Source organism: Pseudomonas sp. F8002, from assembly GCF_013385495.1.
Lineage (GTDB): Bacteria > Pseudomonadota > Gammaproteobacteria > Pseudomonadales > Pseudomonadaceae > Aquipseudomonas.
This window is the reverse complement of the sequence record NZ_JACAPW010000001.1, coordinates 85,427-111,143: the sequence shown is the minus strand read 5'-3', so window position 1 is coordinate 111,143 and position 25,717 is coordinate 85,427. Positions and strand designations below refer to the sequence as shown.

Sequence of the window (25,717 nt, the reverse complement as noted above, 5' to 3'; positions counted from 1 at the left end):
TTCGCCAGGCAAAAAAATGCCCCGGCATCGCCGAGGCATTTTCAACGCTGGCCCGAGGGCCCGCGCCTTGTTACTTCACCACTTTCAGACTCGGCCGACCGCTTGGACGCGGCGGCTCGGAATCCGGCGGCGGCACATCATCTTCGCCTTCGAGCTCGATCGCTTCGTCATCCTCAAGGGAAGACTCCAGATCAAACACCATGCCCTGGCCATTTTCCCGGGCGTAGATCCCGAGGATGGCACCGATGGGCACGAACAGCGTATGCGGCACACCGCCGAAACGCCCTTCAAAGCTGACCGCTTCATTGTCCATGTGCAGGTGTCGCACGGCACTGGGTGAAACGTTCAGGACGATTTGTCCGTCACTGGCAAAACCTTGCGGTACCTGAACCGCGGGAAACTCGGAATTGACCAGCATGTGCGGGGTGCAATCGTTGTCCACTATCCACTCATAGAGCGCGCGGACCAGGTAAGGTCGACTGGAGTTCATCAACGGCTCCTTAAGCCTTAGCGCATATCGCGTTCGACACCAGACAGACTCGCCTGGAAAGCCTCACGCGCAAACTGGCGCTCCATGTAGTCAAGCAGCGGCTTGGCAGGCCGCGGCAGTTCTATGCCCAAAATCGGCAAGCGCCAGAGTATGGGTAATAGGCAGCAATCCACCAGACTTTGTTCCTCGCTGAGGAAAAAAGGTTTGTCGGCAAACAACGGCGAAACACCGGTCAGGCTCTCGCGCAATTCCTTGCGCGCCTGAACCCGGGCCGCTTCCTTGCTGCGTGAATCCAGAATCAGGTCCACCAGGCCACACCAGTCACGCTGGATCCGATGGATCAGCAGGCGGCTGTTGGCACGCGCCACCGGATACACCGGCAGCAACGGTGGATGGGGATAACGCTCATCCAGGTATTCCATCACCACGGTTGACTCCCACAACGCCAGGTCACGATCGACCAGGGTGGGCAAGCTGCCGTAAGGGTTCACTTCGATCAGTTTCGGCGGGTGACGTCCCACCTCCACACTGATGATCTCTGCGCTGACACCCTTCTCTGCGAGCACGATGCGTACTCGGTGGGAATAGTGGTCGGCGGGGTCGGAGTAACAGGCCAACCGATTGGTCACGCCCATGGCGGTCCTCCTCGCTTGTTGAAATTATCGGAAGCTCAAAAACGAGCGCGCCCAGTGAGCATCTCCGTGATGCCTGGATAAACCAGACTTACCTGCAGAGATGCCGCTGGGCGCGCAAGATTAACAGCAATTACTTACGGTTGGATCAATGCACATCCTTCCAGTATTCGCGTTTCAGCAGATAGGCGAACACGAAGAAGAAGGCCAGGTACAGCAACACATAGGTACCAATGCGCTGATGCTGCAGCTTCACTGGGTTGGCCGAGTAGGCCAGGAAGGTCACCAGATTCTTGACCTTCTCGTCGAACTGCTCTTCGTTCAGCGTGCCGGTCTTCGGCACTATGGTCAGCTGATCGCACGCTTCATGAGTCAAAGGCGTACCGGTGAGCGGATCATACTGCTTCTTGCCGTCTTCGACGATTTGTACTTGCTTGCATCCTACCACTTGGCGGCCTTGCAGGCCGACCAGAACGTTAGGCATACCGACGTTCGGGAACACTTTGTTGTTCACGCCGTAGGGACGCGTCGGGTCTTCATAGAAGGATTTCAGGTAGCCATAGAGCCAATCGGCGCCACGCACACGGGCCACCAGGGTCAGGTCGGGCGGTGCAGCCCCGAACCAGGTCTTGGCGTCGGCCGGTTGCATGCCGATGGTCATGTGGTCGCCGATCTTCGCCCCGGTGAACACCGAGTGGCTCAGCATCACGTCATGGGGAATGCCCAGGTCGTCGGCCACTCGCTCGTAACGCTGGAACTTGGCGCTGTGGCAGCCCATGCAGTAGTTGGTGAACGTACGCAGCCCGTCCTGCATTGCGGCTTTGTCCGAGACGTCGATGTCGACTTTTTCCAGCTCTGGGCCGTGTTCAGCGGCGAAAGACAGCAGCGGCAGGGCCGCAAGAATGAATGCAACGAATAATTTTTTCATCAGCCAGTCACCCTTTCCGGTACCGGTTTGGTCTTCTCGAGCCGGGTATAGAACGGCATCAGAATGAAGTAGGCGAAGTACAGGAAGGTGCAGACCTGCGACAGCAACGTACGCTCCGGGGTCGGCGCCAATACGCCCAGTACACCCAGGATCACGAACGCAATGCAGAACACCCACAGCCAGATCTTGCTCAGCCAGCCCTTGTAGCGCATGGACTTGACCGGGCTACGGTCGAGCCACGGCAGCACGAACAGCACCGCAATCGCTGCGCCCATGGCGATAACGCCCATGAGTTTGTCGGGAATCGCCCGCAAGATCGCGTAGAACGGAGTGAAGTACCAGACCGGGGCAATGTGTTCCGGGGTCTTGAAGGCGTTCGCCTGTTCGAAGTTCGGTTTCTCGAGGAAATAACCGCCCATCTCCGGGAAAAAGAACACGATCGAGCAGAAGATGAACAGGAACACCACCACACCGACGATATCTTTCACGGTGTAGTACGGGTGGAACGGAATGCCGTCCAGTGGTACGCCGTTTTCGTCCTTGTGCTTCTTGATATCCACGCCGTCGGGGTTGTTCGAACCCACTTCGTGCAACGCCAGGATGTGCAGCACTACCAGGCCCAGGATCACGATCGGCAAGGCCACCACGTGCAAGGCGAAGAAGCGGTTCAGGGTGATCCCGGAGATCAGGTAGTCACCGCGAATCCACTGGGTCAGGTCGTTGCCGATGACCGGGATCGCACCGAACAGCGAGATGATCACCTGGGCGCCCCAATAGGACATCTGGCCCCACGGCAGCAGGTAGCCCATGAAGGCCTCGGCCATCAGTGCCAGGTAGATCAGCATGCCGAACACCCACACCAGCTCGCGGGGCTTCTGGTACGAACCGTAGAGCAGGCCACGGAACATGTGCATGTAGACGACGATGAAGAACGCCGAGGCGCCGGTGGAGTGCAGCAGACGCAGGATCGAGCCGTACTCGACGTCGCGCATGATGTATTCGACGGAGGCGAAGGCTTCTTCGGCCGACGGGGTGTAGCTCATCGTCAGCCAGACACCGGTAACGATCTGATTGACCAGTACCAGAAGTGCCAGGGAGCCAAAGAAATAGAAGAAGTTGAAATTCTTCGGTGCGTAGTACTTGCTGAGGTGGTCTTCCCACATCTTGGTCGCGGGGAAGCGCGCATCCACCCAATCCATGAACTTGCTCATCAGGCTTTCTCCCCCTCGTCGACGCCAATGACAATGACACTGTCAGTCTCGTAGTGATGTGGCGGAACTGGCAGGTTCAGTGGTGCAGGTTGTGACTTGTAGACGCGGCCAGCGAGGTCGTAGTGAGAACCGTGGCACGGGCAGAAATAGCCCCCGACCCAGTCCTTGCCCAGGTCCGCAGGCGCCACTTCCGGGCGGAAGGTGGGAGAGCAACCCAAGTGGGTGCAGATACCGATCAGCAGCAGAATTTCCGGCTTGATCGAGCGAATTTCCTTATCGACGTAAGCGGGTTGGTCGGAATTCTTCGAGTCGGGGTCGGACAGCTGGCCCTCGATCTTCTTCAGATTTCCCAGGATTTCCTCGGTACGACGAACGATGAACACTGGCTGACCGCGCCATTCAGCAATCATTTGCTGGCCTGGATCGATCTTGCTGACATTCACCTTCACCGGTGCACCTGCGGCTTTCGCCTTGGCACTGGGAAACCATGACCCCACGAACGGGACCGCAGCCCCCACCGCTCCTGCAGCACCCACCACGGATGTGGCTGCTACCAAGAAGCGACGCCGGCCTGCATTCACGCCGTCATTGCTCATTCAGTCCTCTCCCATCAGCTTTGTGGCCTGTTAAATCAGGCGTCTACTAAGTGTTAAATCTGAACTTATAAAAATTTTGCCGAATGGTAATGAAAAGCCCCACGTCTGACAAGGTAATTACCCCCGGCACTGGCTCCAAGCCTTTGAGTATAGGGGCTCTACGGATGTGGCAAGTTGTCACACAGATTTTTTTACATAAATAGCAGGCAATAAAAAACGCCCAGCTCCGTGAGGAGGCTGGGCGTTTTCTGGAACGTAAAAGCGAATTAACGCTTCGAGTACTGCGGACGCTTACGCGCTTTACGCAGACCAACTTTCTTACGTTCAACTTCACGAGCATCGCGAGTCACGAAGCCAGCTTTGCGCAGAGCGCCACGCAGGGTTTCGTCGTACTGCATCAGAGCGCGAGTGATACCGTGGCGGATTGCGCCAGCTTGACCACTTACACCGCCACCGATAACGGTGACGTAGATGTCGAACTTTTCAACGGTCTCGGTCAATTCCAGCGGCTGACGAACTACCATGCGGGCAGTTTCGCGACCGAAGAAATTTTCCAGAGTGCGGTTGTTGATCGAGATGTTACCAGTACCCGGACGCAGGAAAACGCGAGCGGTAGCGGTTTTGCGACGGCCAGTGCCGTAATTTTGAGTCGCCGACATAATGAACTATTCCGTTAAAACTTCAGTTCTTGGGGCTGCTGAGCAGCATGAGGGTGAGCAGCGCCCGCATAGACTTTCAGCTTGCGATACATGTCGCGACCCAGTGGGCCCTTCGGCAGCATACCTTTGACCGCGATTTCAATCGGGGCTTCAGGCTTTTTGGAGATCAGGCCTTCGAAGTTCGAAGACTTGATACCGCCTGGGAAACCGGAGTGACGGTAGTACATTTTGTCTTGCGCTTTGTTGCCGGTAACACGTACCTGCTCGGCGTTGATGATGACAATGTAGTCACCGGTATCAACGTGAGGGGTGTACTCAGGCTTGTGCTTGCCACGCAGACGGCTGGCGACTTCAGTGGCCAGACGACCCAGGGTCTGACCAGCGGCGTCGACGACAAACCAGTCGCGCTGAACTGTTTCTGGTTTTGCAGTAAAAGTTGTCATTCTTTAATAGCCTCAGGGGCCGCCCTGTAAATTAGACGGCGGATCTTACTGAATAGTGCGTACTTTGACAAGTCAAAGGCAGCCGGATACAGACGCTATCGGGGGCTCGGGTCGGCGCGTCCGTTCAACGGCAAGATTCTTCGGCAGGCGGCGCATCACTTCCACTGCAGAAAGAGGTGGGCAATTATGCAGATTGCCAAAAAAATTTCAACCTGCTTTTATGATTGTTTTCCCCGAAGGAGTACCCGATGGACTATCGACAGCTGGGCCGAACCGATCTGAACGTGAGCGCGATAGCCTTGGGCACCATGACCTGGGGCGAGCAGAACAGCGAGGCAGAGGCCTTCGCACAGATCGAACGGGCCAAGGCCGCGGGGATCAACTTCCTCGACACCGCGGAAATGTACCCGGTGCCGCCCAAGGCCGACACCTACGCCACCACCGAGCGCTACATCGGTAATTACTTCAAAAGCCGCGGCGACCGTGCCGACTGGATCCTCGCCAGCAAGATCGCCGGCCCCGGCAACACCATCGACTACATCCGCGATGGCAGCCTCAAGCACAACCGCAAGCACATCGCCGAAGCCCTGGACGCGAGCCTCAAGCGCCTGCAAACCGACTGGATCGACCTCTACCAGCTGCACTGGCCGGAACGCAGCACCAACTTTTTCGGCCAACTGGGCTACAAGCACAAGGCCGAAGAAGACCTGACGCCGCTGGAAGAAACCCTCGAAGCCCTGGATGAGCAGGTCAAGGCCGGCAAGATCCGCCACATCGGCCTGTCCAACGAAACCCCGTGGGGCACCATGAAGTTCCTGGCCCTGGCCGAAGCCCGTGGCTGGACCCGCGCGGTGTCGATCCAGAATCCCTACAACCTGCTCAACCGCAGCTTTGAAGTGGGCCTGGCGGAGATCGCCATCCGTGAACAGTGCGGTTTGCTGGCGTATTCACCGCTGGCGTTCGGCATGCTCAGCGGCAAGTACGAAGGTGGCGCACGCCCGGCCAAGGGCCGCCTGAGCCTCTATAGCCGCTTCAGCCGCTACTTCAACCCGCAGTCGGAAGCTGCATGCAGCCGTTACGTGGCACTGGCCCGTGAGCACGGCCTGGACCCGGCGCAGATGGCATTGGCGTTTGTGACCCAACAACCGTTCGTGACCAGCAACATCATTGGCGCCACGACCCTGGAGCAGCTGGACAGCAACATCGCCAGTGCTGATTTGAAACTGTCGGATGAGGTGCTGGCAGGGATTGAGGCGATCCAGAAGGATCATCCGAATCCTGCGCCTTGATTGATCTCTAGACCGCTATCGCAGGCAAGCCAGCTCCCACAGTTGACCGAGTATTTCTGTGGGAGCCGGGCTTGCCCGCGATGGCGCCATCAGCAACACAGAAGATTCAAAGCGCCCGCGCAATAATCTCCTTCATGATCTCATTCGTCCCCGCATAAATCCGCTGCACCCGCGCATCTGCCCACGCCCGCGCAATCGGGTATTCCCACATAAACCCATACCCGCCGTGCAGTTGCACACACTCATCCAGCACCTTGCACTGCAGGTCCGTGGCCCAGTATTTGGCCATCGCGGCCGTGGGCACATCGAGCTTGCCTTCCAGGTGCAACTCCATGCACTTGTCGACAAACACCCGGCCGATCTGGGTTTCAGTGGCAATCTCCGCCAGTTTGAATCGGGTGTTCTGGAAGTCGATGATCGCCTTGCCGAACGCCTTGCGGTCCCGGGTGTATTCCAGCGTCCATTGCAACGCCGCCTCGGCTGACGACAACGCGCCAATCGCCACCGTCAAACGCTCCTGCGGCAACTCCTGCATCAGGTAGGCAAAGCCCATCCCCGCCTGGCCCAGCAGATTCTCCTTGGGCACCCGCACATCCTGGAAGAACAGCTCCGATGTATCCTGGGCCTTCATCCCGACCTTCTCCAGGCGCTTGCCCTTGTCGAAACCCGGCGTATTGGCCTCCACCAGGAACAGGCTGGTGCCCTTGGCGCCGGCCTTGGCATCGGTCTTGGCCACGACGATCACCAGATCAGCCAGGAAGCCATTGGTGATGAACGTCTTGGAGCCGTTGATCACGTATTCATCGCCATCCAGCACCGCCGTGGTCTTGACCCCTTGCAGGTCGGACCCGGCCCCCGGCTCGGTCATGGCAATCGCCGTGACCATTTCCCCGGAGATCAGCTTGGGCAGGTACTTGTGCTTCAGCGCCTCACTGCCGTAATGCAGGATGTAGGGCGCAACAATGTCCGAATGCAGGGAGAAACCAATCCCGGTCAATCCCAGCCGGCTGATCTCCTCGATCACCACCGCGCTGTAGAGAAAGTCCGCCCCGAGGCCGCCGTACTCTTCCGGCAAATGCGAGCAGAGCATCCCCGCCTCCCCCGCCTTGTTCCACAAGTTGCGGTCGATGTAGCCCTGCTTTTCCCATTGCCCGTGGAACGGCGCCGCGTCTTTTTCGAGGAAGGTGCGCACGCTCTGGCGGAAGAGTTCGTGCTCCGAGCTGAACAAGGTTCTGGGAATCATGGGTCACCTGTGTGAATTGTCGGACAAGACCGGGATCACAGAGCCTAAGCCGCGAAGGCGTCACAGGACACTGGACACATGCGACAAAAAATAAGACGATCCAGCCGTCTGGTGACCACTTTCCCCTATAAGAATAAATGAAATTATGTCTAACCAAATCTCCACGCCCTTGCGGCGCGTCAGCATTTTGGCCATTGATCGGGTATTCGCTTCAACCCTCATGCAAGCCAAGGATTTCTTCCACCTCGCGAGCCTGCGCTACGGCAAACAGCTGGGCCAGGGCCTCACTCCCGCCTTCGAAACCCGCCTGGTCAGCCCCGACGGGCAGTCGGTGCGCAGCTTCAGCGATGTGATCATGCCGGTGGACGGCGGCCTCGAAAACGCCGACATCATCGTGCTCCCGGCCTTCTGGGACGATTTCGACTCGTTGTGCCAACGCTACCCCCAAGTGCTGCCCTGGCTGCGCGAACAACACGCCCGTGGCGCGGTGCTGTGCGGCGAAGCCACCGGGGTGTTCTGGCTCGCCGAAGCCGGCCTGCTGGATGGCAAGGAAGCGACCACCTATTGGCGCTTCTTCAACGCTTTCACCGAACGCTTTCCCAAGGTGCAGCTGAACCAGGACAAGCACCTGACCGACGCCGACAACCTCTACTGCGCAGGCGGCACCACCTCGGCCTGCGACCTCTACATCTACCTGATCGAACGCTTCTGCGGCGCCAACATCGCCCAGGCCGTGGCCCGCGACATCCTCTACGAAGTGCAACGCAGCTACGCCCCCGGGCGCATCGGTTTTGGCGGGCAGAAGCTGCACCAGGACGTGATCATCCTGCAGATCCAGCATTGGCTCGAAGAGCACTTCGCCGACAAGTTCCGCTTCGAAGACGTGGCCCGGGAACACGGCATGAGCATCCGCAACTTCATGCGCCGCTTCCAGACCGCCACCGGTGACAAGCCGCTGCACTACCTGCAACGGTTGCGCATCGAGACAGCCAAGGGCCTGCTGTCCGGCAGCCGCAAAAGCATCAAGACCATCAGTTACGAGGTGGGCTACGACGACGCGAGCTTCTTTGCGAGGCTGTTCCGCCAGCATACCGAGCTGTCGCCCAACCAGTATCGCCAGCAGTTCCAGCAGGCCGCATAACCAAAGGGTATACGCAGTAAAAATGTGGGAGCTGGCTTGCCTGCGATGGCGGCGTGCCAGGCACCAGAGGCATTAGCTGACAGACCGCTATCGCGGGCAAGCCCGGCTCCCACAGTTGCTTTCTGTTGACCTGGAAATTTTGCATAAAAAAAGGCCCGCATCGCTGCGGGCCTTTTTCATTTCAAGCACATCGCTTACGGCTTGTGCGCCCGCGACAGGAACTCGTGGGACTGCATTTCCAGCAAGCGGCTCAAGGTGCGCTGGAATTCGAAGTTCAAGCGGCCGCCGGTGTAGAGGTCCTTGAGCTCGACTTCCGCCGAGATGATCAGCTTGACGTTGCGGTCGTAGAATTCGTCGACCATGTTGATAAAGCGCCGCGCGATGTCGTCGGTGGTGACGCTCATCTGCTCGACACCGCTCAGGATCACCGCGTGGAAGATCTTGCCCAGTTCGATGTAGTCGTTCTGGCTGCGAGGGCCGTCGCACAGTTCGCGGAATTCGAACCAGGCCACGTCATCGCAGGTACGCAGTGCGATGATTTCGCGGTTTTCGATGATCAGCTTGTCGTTTTCAATCGCCTGGGTGCATTCCGGCGTCAGCGCGCGGAAGCTCTTGCGCAGGCTTTCCTGGGCCACTTCGTTGAGCGGGTAGTGGAACAGTTCGGCTTGTTCAAGGTGACGCAGGCGGTAGTCGACGCCGCTGTCGACGTTGACGATGTCGGTGTTCTGCTTGATCAGGGCGATGGCCGGCAGGAAACGCGCGCGTTGCAAACCGTCCTTGTACAGGCCGTCGGGCACGATGTTCGAGGTGGCGACCAGGGTCACGCCGTTCTTGAACAACTCTTCCATCAGGGTGCCGAGGATCATCGCGTCGGTGATGTCGGACACGAAGAACTCATCGAAACAGATCACCCGGGCTTCTTCCGAGAAGCGCTTGGCGATGATGGTCAGCGGGTTCTTTTCGCCCGGCAGGGTCTTCATCTCTTCATGCACGCGCTTCATGAAGCGGTGGAAGTGGGTGCGGACCTTTTCCTTGAACGGCAGCGCTTCGAAGAAGGTGTCCACCAGGTAAGTCTTGCCCCGGCCAACACCACCCCAGAAATACAGGCCCTTGACCGGCGTGTGGTCTTTCTTGCCAAACAGCTTGCTGAACATGCCCGGCTTGTTCTGCGAGGCCTGGACCAGATCGTCGTACAGGCGCTGCAAATGGCGCACCGCAGTTTCCTGGGCAGCGTCATGGAAGAATTCAGGGCGTTTCAGATCAGCTTGATATCGTTCTAGGGGCGTCATAATTCGTTAGCAAGGCAACAAAAACGGGCCGCCACTGTAACGACGGCCCTGAAGAATGGCAATCAACCCTTGGTCGGGTCAATCCTCGATTGGGGTCAACGCAACGCGCAAGGCTTCGATCGCCGCATCCCGCGAGGCGCTGTCGGCGAACGCCGGGCTATCGGCGACGACTTCACCGTCCAGCCACACGCTGAAGCTCGAGGCTTCACTGCGTACATCCAGCGCCTGACCCGATTGCAGCTGCTTGGTTACGGCGCCTGCGGTTTTACCGTCGGCAAAGTTGCGCGACAGCAGCAGTTGCTCGCCTTCGGCCGCCAGCAAACGGAAGCGGAAGCTGCCGTCGTCTTCGCGGAAGCTGACAAAGCGTGCGGCTTTCGCAGCTTTCTTCTTGGTGGTGGCAGCCACGGCGACCGGATTGACGAACGAGCGCAGGCCCACCGCTTCACGCAGTTCGGCCAGGAACGGTGCAGCCACGGCGCGGGCTTTGCGGGCGCCGACCAGCAGCAGGTCTTCCATGTCCGACGGGCGCGACATCAGTTGGTGATAACGCTCGCGCGCTTCACCCAACTGGCCGTCCAGCAGTTGGAACAGACGGTTCTTCGCCTCGCCCCAGCCCAGGCCTTGCAGCAGTTCACCGCGAAACTCTTCTTCCTGGGCCTGGGTGGCAAATGCCTGGTACAGGGTGAACAGGTGCGAGTTGTCCGGATCCTTGGCTTCGCCCGGCGCGCGGGAGTCGGTGACGATCCGCGAGATTGCGTCCTTCATGTCCTTGGCGCTGGTGAACAACGGGATGGTGTTGTCGTAGCTCTTCGACATCTTGCGGCCATCCAGGCCCGGCAAGGTGGCGACGCTTTCTTCGATCAGCGCTTCGGGCATGGTGAAGAATTCTTTACCCTTGCCGAACAGGTGGTTGAAGCGCTGGCCGATGTCGCGAGCCATTTCCACGTGCTGGATCTGGTCACGACCGACCGGCACCTTGTGGGCGTTGAACATCAGGATGTCCGCGGCCATCAGCACCGGGTAGCTGTACAGGCCCATGGTGATCCCCGCATCCGGGTCTTCGCCGTTCTCCAGGTTCTTGTCCACCGAGGCCTTGTAGGCGTGCGCACGGTTGAGCAGGCCCTTGGCCGCCACGCAGGTCAGCAACCAGGTCAGCTCGGGGATTTCCGGGATGTCGGACTGGCGGTAGAAGGTTACCCGGTTCACATCCAGGCCACCGGCCAGCCAGGTCGCGGCGATTTCCATGCGCGAGCGCTGGATGCGCTGCGGGTCATCGCACTTGATCAGGGCGTGGTAGTCGGCCAGGAAGTAGAAGGAGTCGGCGTTGGCGTCCTGGCTGGCAAGGATCGCCGGGCGAATCGCGCCGGCGTAGTTGCCCAGGTGCGGCGTGCCGGTGGTGGTGATGCCGGTGAGGATGCGGGTACGGGTCGTCATGGGTGATCGCTTGTCATCAATTCGAAAGACGTGGCAGCACAAGATCCTTGAGATCGGTCAGCTTGCCATGAAAAAAGTGTCCGCATTCTGCCACTTTCAGCAGCTCATGGGGGCGATTCAGGGCCGCGGACCAGTCGTAGACGAGTTGCGGGTCGACCACTTCGTCGGTTTCCGGCTGGATCACGGTCAATGGGCAGCCTTGTGGCAACACGTCGTTATCCCGCAGGCGCATCACGGCCGCGGCCACCATGAACAGGTGCGCGAGTTTTTCGCCCTTGGCTTCCAGGCGGCCGCCGAGGGTGGCCGCGACAAACCCGCCGAAGGAAAAACCCAGCAGGGTGATCGGCAGGTCGGGATGCTTTTCACGCAGCCAGGTGGCTGCCGCTTCGGCGTCGTCGACTTCACCGGTGCCCATATCGTGCGTACCGGCACTGGTGCCGACACCGCGATAATTGAAACGTAACGTGATCAAGCCGGCATCGCGCGCGGTGCGTTGCAGGGTCGATACGACTTTGTTGAGCATGGTGCCGCCCTGCACCGGGTTAGGGTGACAGATCAGCGCCAGGCCACGTGGCTCGGGGTGATCCAGATACAGGGCTTCCAGTTGGCCTACCGGGCCATCGATCAAAACGGGGGTTTCACGCATCAGCAAGGAAGGAACTCCGTGACCTCTCAAGGGGTCGACTCGTCTAGCTAAAAGTCTGTGCATGGCATCATTGCGAGCTTAATCGCGGTATACAGCGCAGGTCCGAGCCGTTAACGTAAAGCAAAGCCGTTTATAGAGGAAGGACTCGTGGAACACTCGCTCTTAGTTTGGTTGTTGCCGACTCTCGCCTTGGTTGCCGGTGTCGCCATTGGATTCCTGGTTGCCCGCCTGCTGCCGAATGCCGCGCCTAACCGCACGCAGCGTCAGCTGGATGACATTCAGGAACGTTTTGACAGTTATCAGAACGAGGTTGTTACCCACTTCAACAGCACCGCGACCCTGGTGAAAAAGCTCACTCAGAGCTATCAGGAAGTACAGGATCATCTCGCCGAGGGTGCCAACCGCCTGGCCCTGGACGACATCACCCGCCAGCGCCTGCTGGCCGCGCTGCATTCCGATGCACCGCACGCTCCACGGGAACGCCTGACCCCTCCGCGGGAAAATCAGGAACCGCCACGGGATTACGCGCCAAAAACGCCAAACGCCCCGGGGATGCTGGATGAGCATTACGGCTTGAAAAAGTAATAGCTTTTCAAGCGGCATGAAAAAGCCCGGCTGATCGATGATCAGCCGGGCTTTTTTGTTGGAACCAGGTCGACCAGACGACACTGATCCAATGTGGGAGCGGGCTTGCTCGTGAATGCGGTGGGTCAGTTAATACATCGGGTGACTGACACACCGTATTCGCGAGCAAGCCCGCTCCCACATTGACCGCGCCCTGCCTCAGGACACGGGTTGTTCTTGTAGCTGCCCGTCCTGTATCCGCACATGCCGCCCATGGAATCGCTTGAGGCTGCTGCGGTGCCCGACGCTGACGATGCTCAACCCCGGCAATTCATCGATCAACGCCTGATACAGCACCGCCTCATCTTCCTCGTCCATCGCCGAGGTGGCCTCGTCCATGTACAGCCATTGCGGTTCAAACAACAACGCCCGCGCAAACGCCAGGCGCTGTTGCTCACCCGGCGACAGCATGCGCTGCCAGTGATTGGCTTCGTCCAAGCGTGGAATCAGATGCGCCAGGCGGCAGGTTTCCAGGACCTGTGCATAACGTTGCGCCGGGTACGCGCCCTCCTCCTGTGGATAACTCAACACACCCCGCAAGGTACCAATCGGCAGGTACGGCTTTTGCGGCAGGAAAAGATAACGCTCGGCCGGCAAGCGGATGTTGCCGTGGCCGTTTGGCCAGAGATTGCCCATGGCCCGCAGCAAGGTTGACTTGCCGCTGCCGGAACGCCCGCTGAGCATCAATCGCTCACCCTCGGCAACCGTCAGGTTGGCGCCATCCAGCAGGTGACGACCATCCGCCAGATCGAGGCTGAGGTTGCTCATCTGCAAATCGCCGCCCTGGCGTTGCAACTCGATGCCCGTGTTGCGGCCTTCGTTTTCTTCCATCGCCTCGCCAAAGCTCAGCAGACGATCACAGGTCGCACGCCAGCTGGCCAACACGGTGTACGCGTCGACAAACCAGCTCAGGCTGCCCTGCACGCTGCCAAACGCGCTGGCCACTTGCATCAGCACGCCCAGCTCTATCTGGCCGGAAAAGTAACGCGGCGCTGCCACCACAAACGGGAAGATGATCGCGATCTGTGAGTAACCACTGGTGAAGAAGTTCAGGCGCTTCTTCAGCTGCATGATGCTCCAGAAGTTGCTCCACACCCGCCCGAAACGTGCACTCAGTTGCTGGTGTTCATTCGGCTCGCCATTGAACAGCGCGATGCTTTCCGCGTTCTCGCGCACCCGCACCAGGCTGAAACGCAAGTCGGCCTCGAAGCGTTGCTGGCGGTTGCTCAAGCCGATCAGTTTTCGACCAATCAAGTGGGTCAACCAACTGCCCAGCACGGCATATACCAGTGCCGCCCAGAACATATAGCCGGGAATCGTGATGCCCCAAACCTCGATACTGCCGGACACGCCCCACAGGATCACCGAGAACGACACCAGGCTCACCAGGTTACTGATAAACCCCAGGCCCAGGCTCAGGGTGCTGCTGGTAAAGGCGTTGAGGTCTTCGGAGATACGTTGGTCGGGGTTATCGGTGTAGCCGCCATATTCCAGGTGGTAGTAGTTCTTCTCGCTCAGCCACTTGGCGAAGTAGGTTTCAGTCAGCCAGCGCCGCCAGCGGATGGTGAGCATTTGCTGCAAATAGGAAGTGAACACCCCGGTGACGATCGCCACCACGGCGATCACGCTGAAATACATCAGCAGGTGGGTGAAGGCGTCGTAGTCCTTCTTTTCCAGGGCGTTATAGAAGTCGCGGTTCCAGCTGTTGAACCACACCGACACGGCCACACTGAACAGCGAAAGCCCCAGCACCACCAGCAACAACAGCCAGGCCTTGAACTTCTCCTCACTGCGCCAGTAGGGGGTGATCAGCGCCCAGACTTTCCTTAAAAATTGCCCACGCACCGCGTCATTGACCGCGGAATACTCAGCGTTCTGATTCATTGTTCAGGCTCGGTAGGAAAAAAATAACAGGCGTTTGAACCGATCATAAACGATCGGTTCAGGGCTCCGTGCGGCCTGAAGCAGATTGTTCAGTCGCCGTTCAACGTCGAACCGGGCGTTTCTGCAACTTGCGCTGCAACGTTCGACGATGCATGCCCAGGGCGCGGGCCGTGGCGGAGATGTTGCCTTCGTGCTCGGTCAACACCCGCTGGATGTGTTCCCACTGCAGGCGGTCCACCGACATCGGGTTTTCCGGCACCAGGGTGTCGAGGTCGGCGTGCTCGGAGAGCAAGGCGGCCAGCACGTCGTCGGCGTCTGCCGGCTTGCACAGGTAGTTGCAGGCGCCACGCTTGATCGCCTCGACGGCGGTGGCAATGCTGGAATAGCCGGTGAGGATCACCACGCGCATTTCCGGGTCCAGCTCCAGCAGCTTGGGCAGCAGCACCAGGCCGGAGTCGCCGTCCATTTTCAGGTCCAGGGCCGCGTATTCCGGCAGGTCGGCCGTGGCGATGGCCAGGCCTTCCTCGGCGGAACCTGCGGTGCTGACGCGAAAGCCACGACGGCTCATGGCGCGGGCCATCACGCGGGTAAAGGTGGCGTCGTCATCTACCAGCAGCAGGTGCGGCAGTTCTTCGCCTTCGACTTGGATCTCGTCACTCATCGATGTCTCCTCGTGCGACACGGGGCAGGCGCAGCTCGGTGAGCGTACCGCCTTCCTCATGACTATAGAGTTTCACTGAGCCGCCCGCGCGGGTCACGCTGGCCTTGCTCAAAAACAGGCCCAGGCCGAAGCCTTTGCCCTTGGTGGTAAAGAAGGGCTTGCCGATCTGCTCGGCAATCGCCAGCGGCACACCGGCGCCGTGGTCGCGAATGCTGATGGTGAAGTCTTCCGCATCCCAGTCCAGGGTCACTTCCAACCCTTCCGGGCAGGCATCGGCGGCGTTGTTCAGCAGGTTCAGCAGCGCCTGGGTCAGGTCCGGCGGCGGTGCCATGCGCGGCACCGTGCCCTGGCCCAGCAGGTGAAACCGGTAACTGGCTTCGGGACGCATCAGGTGCCAGCGGTTCAGGGCTTCGTCCAGCCACTGGGTGACGTCTTGCATCTCCACCGCCAGGCGGCGATTGGCCTCGGCGGCGCGCACCAACTGCTGCAAGGTCAGCTTGCACTGCTTGACCTGTTCCTGCAGCACACTCAGGTCGTCTTGCAGGGCCGGGTCGTGATGGTCCTGGGTCATTTCCTTGAGCAGTACGCTCATGGTCGCCAGCGGCGTCCCCAATTCGTGGGCCGCGCCGGCGGCCTGGGTGGCAACGGCCAGCAACTGCTGGTCCCGCAGGCCTTCTTCACGGCGAATGGCGCGCAGCTCTTCCTGGCGGCGCAGCTCTTCCGCCATCCGTGCGGCAAAAAAGGTGATGACCGCCGCCGACAGGGCAAAGCTCAGCCACATGCCGTAGATCTGCAGGTTTTCCCGGGCGATGGGGAAGGTCTGCAACGGGTAGAACTGTGCCAGCAGCAGGGTGTACAGGGTCAGGGCAATACCCGACAGCACCACCGAATAACGCCACGGCAAGGTCACCGCCGCGATGGTCAGTGGCACCAGGTAATAGGACACGAACGGGTTGGTGGAGCCGCCGGAGAAGTACAGCAACACACTGTGGATAAACAGGTCGCAGGCCAGTTGCAGGGCGTATTCCAGCTCGGTCACAGGCCACGTGGTGCGCAGCCGGATCACGGTAAATACACACAGCACGGTGGAGAAGCCGAGGGTCACGGCCAACTGCAACCAGGGCAGCGGCAGCAGCTTGAACCAATAGGCGAGCCCCACCGAACCGGCCTGTGCGGCCAGCACCAGGGTGCGGATGAACGTCAGGCGCCAAAGGTTCTGGCGGGTGGCGGAAGTCAGTTTTACGGCGGCGAGCATGAGCTCTCCCGATGAGCGCTGCAGGCGGATCGCACGGAGTATAAACGAAGCGACAGCGCTGGCACGGCGTGTGTGGCTCTTTGACGCAGGGGTCAGGATCATGACCGTTCGTCGGCATCCGCCAACTTGTAGCGAATGTGTAAACCCGAAGAACTGAAACCTTGCGTCTACAGTCTTACCGAACACGAACATCTCAAGGAGCTTACATGTCTCGTTTCATTCGCAGTGCAGCCACCCTCACCCTCGGCGCCGCTACCCTCGCCAGCCTGCCGGCCATGGCCGCTGACGAACTTCATTACAACCAGATTTCCCTGCGTGCCGAAGTCAGCCAGGAAGTGGCGCGCGACCAGATGATCGTCACCCTGTACACCGAGTCGCAGAACACCGACCCGGCCAAGCTTGCCGCCGAAATCACCACCACCATGAACAAGGCGCTGGCCCAGGCCCGCGAAGTCAAAGGCGTGACCCTGCGCCAGGGCAGCCGCAACAGCTACCCGATCTACGACAACAAGAACCAGAAAATCACCGGCTGGCGTGAACGCGCTGAGCTGCGCATGGAAAGTGCCGACTTCGCCGCCCTGTCCAAGCTCACCGGCGACATGCTGACCAACCTGAAAATGGACAGCATGGACTTTGCCATCGCCAACCCGACCCGCAAGGCCAGCGAAGATGCCCTGCTTAAAGAGGCGGTCACCGCATTCAAGGCCCGTGCCCAACTGGCCACCGATGCGCTGGGCGGCAAGGGCTACAAGATCGTCAACCTGAACTTCAACACCAACGGTTATCCACAGCCGTATGCACGTGGCGGGATGATGATGAAAGCCGCAGCGATGGATTCGGCACCGACGCCGGAAGTCGAAGCCGGCACCAGCCAGGTCAACATGACCGCGGATGGCGTGATCGAAGTCCAGATGCCCTGATCGAGCGGTATCCCAGTTGCAATGACGCTGCCTACGGGCAGCGTTTTTTTTGCCTGCGCACTTCATTCAAGAAGTATCAGCGGTAATAACCGGATATCAGCTTAAGAAAATACTCAATGGCTGAGAGTGTTCTGGTCCACACACCTTGAAGCGCAGCGGCGATAAATCTTTTCAGCTTCTAACCCGTGTAATGACGAACTACATCCTCCCCATCAACGAACGGAACACGCCTACACGCTGAACCACCTATGGCGGACATCACATCATTCCTGCACACCGTGCACATCAGGGATTTGTCATATGACCACCATAGGTTCCATCACGGCAAACAACAGTTTCTTCCTCGATCCCCCCTCCTCGGCAGGTATTGCCGAAGAACAGGGAAAACCCCGCCAAGGTACGGATACTTCACGGCAGACATATTCGCCAGGGCAGCCCGTAAAGGCAGCCGATCGGGCCACGGACACTCCCGCATCACGACCCCGACGTCACACTCACGACGTGTTGATCCCGGGATTGCCTCACAACAAGACAGTCGAAAACTACATTCGCAGTGCAACGACAGGGTTTGAGACGCCCCTGGAAAGCACCGCCAACCTTATCAAGGCCGAAATCAAGAAAAAGTGGGGCGAGGACGTTGATCCGGACAACACGTTTATTACCACCTTCAACTACGACCCTACACGGGGAAGGCCTCCTCGCAATGCAAAGGTACTGAACCGGATAACCTTGACCCAGGCGGCCCTGCAAAATGTGCAGAAAAAAAACAACACCGATGAACACCAGACGCCCGAGGAAAAAACACTCACGACCCTGCATACCTGGCTGGAACGGCTACTGACGTTTTCGCCGCTGGGCCAGGCAGGGCTTGCCGTTGACTCCACCGTCAACGCCCAGCCGACCTACGAGTTTATCTACCGCGCCTCCCCGCCCGGCCAGCGCCAGCAATACAACGAGTCGATGCGGATCAAAAAGACCCCGGAGCAATTCAGGGAATTGGTATGGAACACCGAACGCGCCGCGCCGTATAAAACGTTCCTGGATACGTTCTGGCCCAGCCACGAAAGCAAATACACGGCATTGACCAAGGCCTCCTTCGTTGCCGCCATCCTGCTGCAGGAAAAGGCCGGCAGCCTGAGCCAAAGCGACAAGGAACTGGCGCTACGCGCAGCGAACTTGACCACCGATAAAGACTGGTCGAACCTCAGCGTCGAGGACCTGAAAGCCTCTGCCGCCCGGGACCCCGGCCTGGAAGTGGGTCTGCTCAGCATCAACGGTTTTCAATCTTCGGACTTGCTGTACATCACCGACAAAAACCCCAAGGTCACCGATGACGGCAAGATCATCAGCCCCACGCTTTTGTATATTCCCGGCAACTCGTCGCCTATTCATCGCTTTGACAGCCAGGCCCAGATGAAAAACTGGCTGGCTGAGCAAGCTGCCGCCCCCACCAAGCGCGAAGCCATTTCGACCCATTTCACGCTACGTGACCAGGCCCACCGGACGTTCTCCGACGGCGTGAACCAGATGCTGACCGGGCTGGGTGGCTGGCACCGCAAAGACGCGCCGGATGCCAGCGTGCTGGAGCGCTTGAATGACTTCAACCCGCAGACTTTCATCACCGCCGAGCCCCTCACCCAGGACCCATTCGAGGCCATCAGTGCCCGCCAGAAAAATCGCTCCTACAAGGATGCCGAGACCCAAATCGTCACCGACAGCGACGTGACGAAGGCCAACATCCTCAAAGGCCTGGAAACCGCCACCAAGGTCGCGATGCTGATGACGCCGCTGGCACTGGTGATGCCTGAAGTCGCCGTGGCCCTCGAGGTGTTCTACGTCGCCTCCGGCGTAGCGGAGGCCGGTATCGGCATCGATGACGTCAATCACGGCAAGAAAGGCGGCGCCGACCATATCGTGTTCGGGGTGCTCAATGCGCTGCCGACAGTGGCTTCGGGCGCAACTTCACTGGTGGGGAAAGGGATAGAGAGGGCCTCGAAAGCCCTTGAGCCCTCCACCCGCATCGCCCTCACGCGCGAAGTCGAGCCGGGAGCTGCAGGGGCAAGTGTGCTGGTACCTGAGGGCCTGTCCGCAGACCAGACCTTCCTGGTCAAGCGTGCAAACCATACCGATGTAGTGGTCGGGGATGACGTTTACCGCTACGACCCCGCACAACCGGACGCCTTGACCAAGCTGGGGCCCACCGAGCATGCCGAGCATGCCGAGCCGCTGGAGAATTTTGAAGCCGTTTGTGCGCCGGTTGGGAGCCGCGTAAAGCGCAACATTGACAGCTTGTGCTACACAAAAATGATCGAAGACGCCGATACATCGGTCGCTCAAGACGCCCAGGCACTTGAGCATCGGCGTCTCTTGCCGGGCGCCCCAACGCAGGAAGGCGCGCGGACCGTGGTGCATGAGCACAGGCTGTATAGAGTGAGCGACACACCCAGCCAGGAGCTGATGTCGGTGCCCGGGCACACGCCGATTACCTACCGCAACCAAACCAGCGGGGTGGTGCTCAATGAGCCGGATTTCGGCTATGAAGATATCGGTCAACCACGTGCGCTCAACCAGGAAACCGTGGTAGTAAAACTGGACCAGATCAGTGATCTCAGTCATGACCAGCGCGTCCTGAGGGGCATAAAAATACCCTACGCAGGAATAGATTATGTAGTGGTCGAGGGCGATACCGGCATTTACTACGCGGCCCAATATGACGGTTCGAACCCTGCGCTCAACTTTCAACGCATCGCTGCAAACACCGATCCGGCCAGCCGGGACATCATCAGACTGCATGACGAGTACAAGGATCTCTATCGCGACATTTCCGGAAAAACCCACAATAACGATCTGGTGATACTGCCCTCCCTGGACTCTCTGGCAAAAAAACTGAGCCTTGAATACAACTTCACGCCCGATCAAGCCACCCAACTGGACCGAGTCCTGGCCGGACTGTCCGATGAAAAGGCACGTGAAGTCCTACTGGCGGCCTATGCCTGGGACAAGAAGGTAGAGGTGGCCGCCAAGACCATAAAACTGGACCCCCTTCAAAAGCCTGGTTACTTCGGGGAGCTCACGGTCAGTGAGCAAAACAAGGCCTACGCCCGTTGGGGCAAGAGAACGGTGGACGAACAGTTCCAGACAACCGGTATACGGTCGGCCAACCAGAAAACCCTGGCCGATGCCGGTAACGGTCTGCGCAGCGACGTGGCCAATGAAATAGTGACCTGGCTATACACTCGAACCGGCGCGCCCAACTACTCGGAGGTCATCCTGAAAACGGGGGCTGGCAATTGTGACCAGATGGCCAGGGTCGCCACCGATACCATTAACGCCAGTGGCGGCTTTGCCCGCATTGCACAAGTGCAGGGGCACACCTTCAGCGTGGTTGGCGGCCCCGCAAGTCAGCCTAACCTCTTGACCGCTGGATTTGCCGAGCCCGAATGGGCTGATGCGTGGATAGTGGACCCATGGGCCGGTATCACTTGTCCGGCCAACGAGTACCACGGCCAATTCGCACAACGCATGCAGGAATGGAGCGACGAGGGCCGGCAAATCCTGATCGGAGATGGTGGTACGCCACCTCGGCACGTCTGGAGCGATCCCATGGACCCGCGGTGGATACAGTCCACCGTTTATGGCGGCGCACAGGTGTTTTAAGGCGATCGCCGCGACGCAGGCGCTTATCTCAACCTGGGTAACCCGAACGGCGGCAACCGCGGTGACCGCCGTTCTCGTTCGCGTAGCGTTCACTTGCCATTTCAAGGAGCAGGACTGTAATGCCGCTGCCTTCGGGCAGCATTTTTTGCCTGGCACTTCATTCAAGAGGTTTCAGAGTTAATAACCGGTTACCCGCTGCAGAAAAAACCTAATCGCCAGGAGTGTGCTGGTCCGGACACATTGAAGTGCGTTGGTTATAAATCTTTTCAATTTATAACCCGTGCAATGGACAACTACATCCTCACCCTCAACGAGCGGAACACGCCTGGGAGCTGAACCACTCATGGCGTAATTACCGTACTCCTCTTCCACAGTTTATGGCGGCGCAGATGCGTGCAATCAACATCCAGCCAGGTAATCTGAAATGACAAGCTCAGCTCAACTTAACATTGTCCATTACCCAAAAACACCGCTACCCGGTACGACTCAAGAACAACGTACCGAGGCGCTGGAACGAATACCGCCAACGCCATTGAAGAGTACGGATATTTGTGAAACGGACAACGTTGGCACTGCCGCCAGGAACGAGTCTGATATCTACAAGGCAACTATTTACGGACCCGACTTTGTTCACGCGCCAGGCGATGGGTATACCTACAATGAGCGAGAGGCTCATATCGATGCCTATGCCAATCGTGTAAAGACGCAGATCGAAAATATAGAAAGTGGCACTGAAGGCGAACGAAACGTCAAGTTCCAGAACGTGCGCCTGTTCATGGACCCCGCAGGATACTTCAGTGGGGGTTTATTGGCAGCCGGGTTCGACCCGCATGAAAAGTTCACGGTAACGTTCAATACCTATGTCGGTATGGGCACAGCGCAAAATCTCTCTGATACCCAGACACGCACTTATTTCGCATGGGAAATTGCAGCGGGTGCTCTAGCGCACGACAGACCCGCACGTGGTGGGATTTTAAATTTTCCTGAAATGGAAATAGAAAAAAAAGACCGGACAAAAATCAATGATCTGGAAGCGTTCGGCCGACAACTTCAAGCTCGCTGGGAGAAAGACATAGCCGCGCCGATGCGCGAGGGCTCCGGAACAATAGCAGAGCGATCGGGAAAAGCAGACGCCTATGTAACACGGGGCACGTTGCTGAGCCTTCGTAGTGACTCGGAAAACTTCGCAAGGTTAAGCCCTGCCGGCCAGGAAGCGGTGAATCGCACGCTGGACAAGAATGGGCAAGTGATTATCCCCAATATTTACGGCTACCCCATGAGCGGGTATGCCTTTATCCCCTACACGCCTTACGATGGCAATCCCGCCAATCGCCCCAATCAGGGAGTCATGATCGACTTGAAGAACGGCGCTGTCCGCGAGATAAAAGGCGATGAAGAATTTGCGAACTGGGCCAAAGACAATCGTGATGAATTGATGCGCCGTTTCAATACCGGTGATATGCAAGGGGGACACAATGCCCACTGGCCACCGGCCGGGGCGGTGCTCGACAGCCTCATCCAGGATAATCGGTCGCGATATCCGGGGTACGAACACTGGTACAAAGATAAATCCGTGCCGGTACGAGAGCTATTCAACTACACCGAATCGCGAGACGCAGGTTATGCGCTGCAATTTGGCGATCTGAACAAAGGTATCGCCCCCCACTATCAGGAGGAGAATGCAAAGAATGCGGTGTGGGCCAACCAGACTGAGGTATTTGGTTCCTCGCAGCAAGCCTGGAAGTCGGCGAAAGATTTCTGGGGCAATACCTTTGGTTATGTGCCCATTGTCGGCAATATAGGCAATATCGTGTTTGGCGTGCATGACAGCCTCTATGGCAAGACCGCAGGCGACCGTACGGGAGGCACTGCTGCGGCCGTCATTTCAAGCCTGATGCTGGCACACGAAGTTGCACCCGGTTTGGTCGAGGCGAGCCTGGGTGAAACTCCGATCACGTTCAACTCCACCGTTACTGAAGACTACCGCTGGAACTATAATTCGCAGAAGAGCGAATTTGAGCTGACACGTGTTTCGAAAGTATCTGGCGATAGTCCTCCAGACCCGTCATTAAGTGAAATTGACCCGAGTGGACCAGAAGTTGCCACGGTATCTATCAACGTAGACGGTGTCGAACTGCCGCCCCTGAAAACGGTTAAACATCTGCCGGTCGGCGAAGCCCTTTTTTCTACTGCTGAAAAAACCAGTATTCTCAGTGGAGAAATAGATAGCCTGAACACTATCAACGATAAACTTTACACGTTCGTGGATGTGAACAAACAAGGTGCGGCCCAGCGATTGAACATACTGGTACACGGTAAAGTCGATGAGACTACCGGGGTCGCAAAAGTTTCTTACGATGGAAAGCTCAATAGTCCGGAAGAATTGCTGGATACGCTTCACAGCAAAGGGATCCATCCGGAAGAGTTCGACAACGTGCGCCTGCTGTCATGTGATTCCGCAACCGGTGGGGATGCTTCGTTTGCCGCTCAATTCCAAAAGTTGATTGGCCGCCCTGTCAAAGGTTATAGCGGTACCTTGACCGCCAACCTGTCCCCGGAACAAGTAAAAGCAGCCATTGATAAAGTAGAACACCTCTACCTGGAGAACTTATCCGCACAAAAAATCCCGATCACCGACAACGTCCGTACCGCAGTAAGAGCTCAGGCTGAACAGTATGTCAGCGAAGAAATGGCGCGGATCAAGAAATTCAAGCCGTCAAAGAACAACCCGTACTGGAATCCGCTCAAGTGGTGGGCGTTCACTTATAAACCCGAACACTTTCCGGCTAAATCGTAGCGACCTGGAATAGCCGAATCCCGGAGACACTGGGGTCTCGCATGCTTATCTCTACCTGAGTGACAAGAACGGCGGTAACCTCGGTGACTGCCGTTTTCGTTCGGGCACTATTTGCCTGCCACTTCAGGGGTCTCCATGGAAAGAATCACCTTAAAACCGCTGCTCCTTGCTGCCGGCCTGCTTGCATTCATGCCCATGGCCCAGGCAGCCAGCACCCTGGTCTACTGCTCCGAAGCCAGCCCCGCCGGCTTCGACCCCAGCCAGTACACCAGCGGCACCGATTTCGACGCCTCCGCCGAAACCGTGTTCAACCGCCTGACCCAGTTCAAGCGCGGCGGCACTGAAGTCGAACCCGGCCTGGCGACGAGCTGGGACGTGTCCAAGGACGGCCTGACGTACACCTTCCACCTGCGGGATGGCGTCAAGTTCCACACCACTGACTACTTCACCCCGACCCGGGACTTCAACGCTGACGACGTGGTGTTCACCTTCCAGCGCCTGCTGGATCCCGAGAGCCCGTTCCGTAAAGCCTACCCGTCGGAATCGCCCTACTTCACCGACATGGGCTTGAACACCACGATCAAGAGCGTCGAAAAACTCGACGAGCACACCGTGCGCTTCAACCTGAACAACGTTGACGCCTCCTTCGTGCAGAACCTGGCCATGAGCTTCGCCTCGGTGCAGTCCGCCGAATATGCCGCGCAGTTGCTCAAGGAAGGCAAGGCCGCGGACATCAATCAGAAGCCGGTGGGCACCGGGCCATTTGTGTTCAAGCGTTACCAGAAGGATTCGCAGATTCGCTACAGCGCCAATAAACAGTATTGGAAGCCCGAAGATGTGAAGCTCGACAACCTGGTGTTCTCGATCACCCCGGACGCCGCCGTGCGCCTGCAAAAGCTCAAGGCCGGCGAGTGCCAGGTCAGCGGTTACCCGCGCCCTTCCGACATCGAAGTGATGAAGCAAGACCCCAACCTGCGGGTTCTTCAGCAAGCCGGCTTCAACCTGGGCTTTCTCGCCTACAACGTGACCCACCCGCCCCTGGACCAGCTCAAGGTGCGCCAGGCGCTGGACATGGCCATCGACAAGCCGGCAATTATCAAGGCGGTGTACCAGAGCGCCGGACAATTGGCGCAGAACGCCCTGCCTCCGGCCCAGTGGTCTTATGACCCGACAATCAAGGACGCGCCCTACGATCCGGCCAAGGCGCGGGCGCTACTAAAAGAAGCAGGGGTTGCACCAGGTACCACCCTCAACCTGTGGGCGATGACCGTACAACGCGCGTCGAATCCCAATGCCCGGATGTCGGCGCAGATGATCCAGCAGGATTGGGAAAAGATTGGCATCAAGGCCAATATCGTCAGCTATGAGTGGGGCGAGTACATCAAACGCGCCAAAGCCGGCGAGCACGACGTGATGATCTACGGCTGGACCGGCGACAACGGCGACCCGGATAACTGGCTCGGCGTGCTCTACAGTTGTGCCGCGGTGAAGGGCAGCAACTATGCAAAATGGTGTAACCCGGCCTACGACAAACTGGTACAGCAGGCCAAGGTCAGCAGCGACCGCGAGCAGCGCATCAAGTGGTATCAACAGGCACAAAAAATCCTTAAGGAACAAGTACCTATAACGCCTATCGCAAACTCGACGGTTTTCCAGCCCCTGCGAAAGGAAGTGCAGGACTTCAAGATCAGTCCTTTTGGACTCACTCCCTTCTACGGCGTCAGTCTGAATAAGTAACAGCCGCGCCCCAACCGAGTGCGCCAGACGCCTCGGTTGGGCATTCCTGGTGCAGCCCTCGCACCGAAAAAAACCCTCAAAAGTGCGTAAATGTGTCTGAACTTACACATATGCGACATTCGTGTACGTTCGTACCACTGTTTAGCCGTTGTAGGCTCTCAACATCTTGCATTGGGTATGG

At 58.4% G+C, this 25,717-nt stretch carries 21 protein-coding genes; 7 read left to right on the top strand and 14 right to left on the bottom strand.

Annotated features, from left to right (window positions below):
- Positions 1 to 70 precede the first annotated feature (70 nt).
- The 7 genes from HX811_RS00515 to rplM all read right to left on the bottom strand — a co-directional run bounded on the left by HX811_RS00515 (position 71) and on the right by rplM (position 4,959).
- Entirely contained in the window at positions 71 to 490 is a 420-nt protein-coding gene (locus HX811_RS00515) for a ClpXP protease specificity-enhancing factor (RefSeq protein WP_003216051.1), read from the bottom strand.
- Positions 491 to 507: 17 nt separating this feature from the next.
- Entirely contained in the window at positions 508 to 1,125 is a 618-nt protein-coding gene (locus HX811_RS00510; RefSeq protein ID WP_003216049.1) for a glutathione S-transferase N-terminal domain-containing protein, read from the bottom strand.
- Positions 1,126 to 1,270: 145 nt separating this feature from the next.
- Positions 1,271 to 2,050, bottom strand: coding sequence for a cytochrome c1 (locus HX811_RS00505; RefSeq protein WP_177044354.1), 780 nt, complete (start codon positions 2,048 to 2,050; stop codon positions 1,271 to 1,273).
- Positions 2,050 to 3,261, bottom strand: coding sequence for a cytochrome bc complex cytochrome b subunit (locus tag HX811_RS00500; protein ID WP_003216042.1), 1,212 nt, complete (start codon positions 3,259 to 3,261; stop codon positions 2,050 to 2,052). The genes HX811_RS00505 and HX811_RS00500 overlap by 1 nt, the downstream gene beginning before the upstream one ends.
- On the bottom strand, positions 3,261 to 3,857 hold the full coding sequence (petA, locus tag HX811_RS00495) for a ubiquinol-cytochrome c reductase iron-sulfur subunit (protein ID WP_003216040.1): 597 nt from the start codon (positions 3,855 to 3,857) through the stop codon (positions 3,261 to 3,263). The genes HX811_RS00500 and petA overlap by 1 nt, the downstream gene beginning before the upstream one ends.
- Before the next feature lie 266 nt (positions 3,858 to 4,123).
- Entirely contained in the window at positions 4,124 to 4,516 is a 393-nt protein-coding gene (rpsI, locus tag HX811_RS00490) for a 30S ribosomal protein S9 (RefSeq protein ID WP_003216038.1), read from the bottom strand.
- A 14-nt stretch (positions 4,517 to 4,530) separates the two neighbouring features.
- Positions 4,531 to 4,959: a 50S ribosomal protein L13 gene (gene rplM / locus HX811_RS00485; protein ID WP_003216032.1), complete on the bottom strand. Its 429-nt coding sequence runs from the start codon at positions 4,957 to 4,959 to the stop codon at positions 4,531 to 4,533.
- 248 nt (positions 4,960 to 5,207) lie between these two features.
- On the opposite strand from rplM, the gene HX811_RS00480 reads away from it, so the two are divergent.
- Entirely contained in the window at positions 5,208 to 6,248 is a 1,041-nt protein-coding gene (locus tag HX811_RS00480; protein WP_008437253.1) for an NADP(H)-dependent aldo-keto reductase, read from the top strand.
- Between the two features lie 106 nt (positions 6,249 to 6,354).
- On the opposite strand, the gene HX811_RS00475 is transcribed toward HX811_RS00480, so the two are convergent.
- A complete protein-coding gene (locus tag HX811_RS00475) occupies positions 6,355 to 7,491 on the bottom strand; it encodes an acyl-CoA dehydrogenase family protein (RefSeq protein ID WP_177044352.1) in 1,137 nt (378 codons plus the stop codon).
- Between the two features lie 220 nt (positions 7,492 to 7,711).
- Between HX811_RS00475 and HX811_RS00470 the strand changes: the two genes are divergently transcribed.
- A complete protein-coding gene (locus HX811_RS00470) occupies positions 7,712 to 8,632 on the top strand; it encodes a GlxA family transcriptional regulator (protein ID WP_173406101.1) in 921 nt (306 codons plus the stop codon).
- A 194-nt stretch (positions 8,633 to 8,826) separates the two neighbouring features.
- Here the strand turns inward: HX811_RS00470 and zapE are convergent, their stop codons facing one another.
- The 3 genes from zapE to HX811_RS00455 all read right to left on the bottom strand — a co-directional run bounded on the left by zapE (position 8,827) and on the right by HX811_RS00455 (position 12,001).
- The gene (zapE, locus tag HX811_RS00465; RefSeq protein ID WP_003216025.1) at positions 8,827 to 9,921 is read right to left on the bottom strand and encodes a cell division protein ZapE; all 1,095 of its coding nucleotides are present in this window, start codon (positions 9,919 to 9,921) and stop codon (positions 8,827 to 8,829) included.
- A gap of 78 nt (positions 9,922 to 9,999) precedes the next feature.
- Positions 10,000 to 11,355, bottom strand: coding sequence for a tryptophan--tRNA ligase (locus HX811_RS00460; RefSeq protein WP_008437254.1), 1,356 nt, complete (start codon positions 11,353 to 11,355; stop codon positions 10,000 to 10,002).
- 16 nt (positions 11,356 to 11,371) lie between these two features.
- The gene (locus HX811_RS00455) at positions 11,372 to 12,001 is read right to left on the bottom strand and encodes an alpha/beta hydrolase (protein ID WP_023659190.1); all 630 of its coding nucleotides are present in this window, start codon (positions 11,999 to 12,001) and stop codon (positions 11,372 to 11,374) included.
- A gap of 147 nt (positions 12,002 to 12,148) precedes the next feature.
- Here HX811_RS00455 and HX811_RS00450 point away from each other — a divergent pair, with 147 nt between their 5' ends.
- Entirely contained in the window at positions 12,149 to 12,586 is a 438-nt protein-coding gene (locus HX811_RS00450) for a YhcB family protein (RefSeq protein WP_003216019.1), read from the top strand.
- Between the two features lie 198 nt (positions 12,587 to 12,784).
- On the opposite strand, the gene HX811_RS00445 is transcribed toward HX811_RS00450, so the two are convergent.
- The 3 genes from HX811_RS00445 to HX811_RS00435 all read right to left on the bottom strand — a co-directional run bounded on the left by HX811_RS00445 (position 12,785) and on the right by HX811_RS00435 (position 16,425).
- Positions 12,785 to 14,509, bottom strand: a complete 1,725-nt coding sequence (locus HX811_RS00445) for an ABC transporter ATP-binding protein/permease (protein WP_177044350.1) — start codon at positions 14,507 to 14,509, stop codon at positions 12,785 to 12,787.
- Positions 14,510 to 14,609: 100 nt separating this feature from the next.
- Positions 14,610 to 15,170 carry a response regulator transcription factor gene (locus HX811_RS00440; RefSeq protein ID WP_003216016.1) on the bottom strand — a complete coding sequence of 187 codons (561 nt, stop codon included), beginning with the start codon at positions 15,168 to 15,170 and terminating at the stop codon, positions 14,610 to 14,612.
- Positions 15,163 to 16,425 (bottom strand): ATP-binding protein, encoded by a 1,263-nt coding sequence (locus HX811_RS00435; protein WP_003216013.1) that lies wholly within the window; start codon positions 16,423 to 16,425, stop codon positions 15,163 to 15,165. Before HX811_RS00435 ends, HX811_RS00440 begins: the two co-directional genes overlap by 8 nt.
- A 206-nt stretch (positions 16,426 to 16,631) precedes the next feature.
- Between HX811_RS00435 and HX811_RS00430 the strand changes: the two genes are divergently transcribed.
- The 4 genes from HX811_RS00430 (at position 16,632) to HX811_RS00415 (ending at position 25,536) form a co-directional block, all read left to right on the top strand.
- Positions 16,632 to 17,345 (top strand): SIMPL domain-containing protein, encoded by a 714-nt coding sequence (locus HX811_RS00430; protein ID WP_003216012.1) that lies wholly within the window; start codon positions 16,632 to 16,634, stop codon positions 17,343 to 17,345.
- 300 nt (positions 17,346 to 17,645) lie between these two features.
- Complete coding sequence (locus HX811_RS00425; protein ID WP_177044348.1) at positions 17,646 to 21,002, top strand: dermonecrotic toxin domain-containing protein; 3,357 nt, start codon at positions 17,646 to 17,648, stop codon at positions 21,000 to 21,002.
- Positions 21,003 to 21,426: 424 nt separating this feature from the next.
- Positions 21,427 to 23,799, top strand: coding sequence for a hypothetical protein (locus HX811_RS00420; RefSeq protein ID WP_218172218.1), 2,373 nt, complete (start codon positions 21,427 to 21,429; stop codon positions 23,797 to 23,799).
- Positions 23,800 to 23,934: 135 nt separating this feature from the next.
- Positions 23,935 to 25,536 carry an ABC transporter substrate-binding protein gene (locus tag HX811_RS00415; protein WP_177044346.1) on the top strand — a complete coding sequence of 534 codons (1,602 nt, stop codon included), beginning with the start codon at positions 23,935 to 23,937 and terminating at the stop codon, positions 25,534 to 25,536.
- Positions 25,537 to 25,717: the final 181 nt, after the last annotated feature.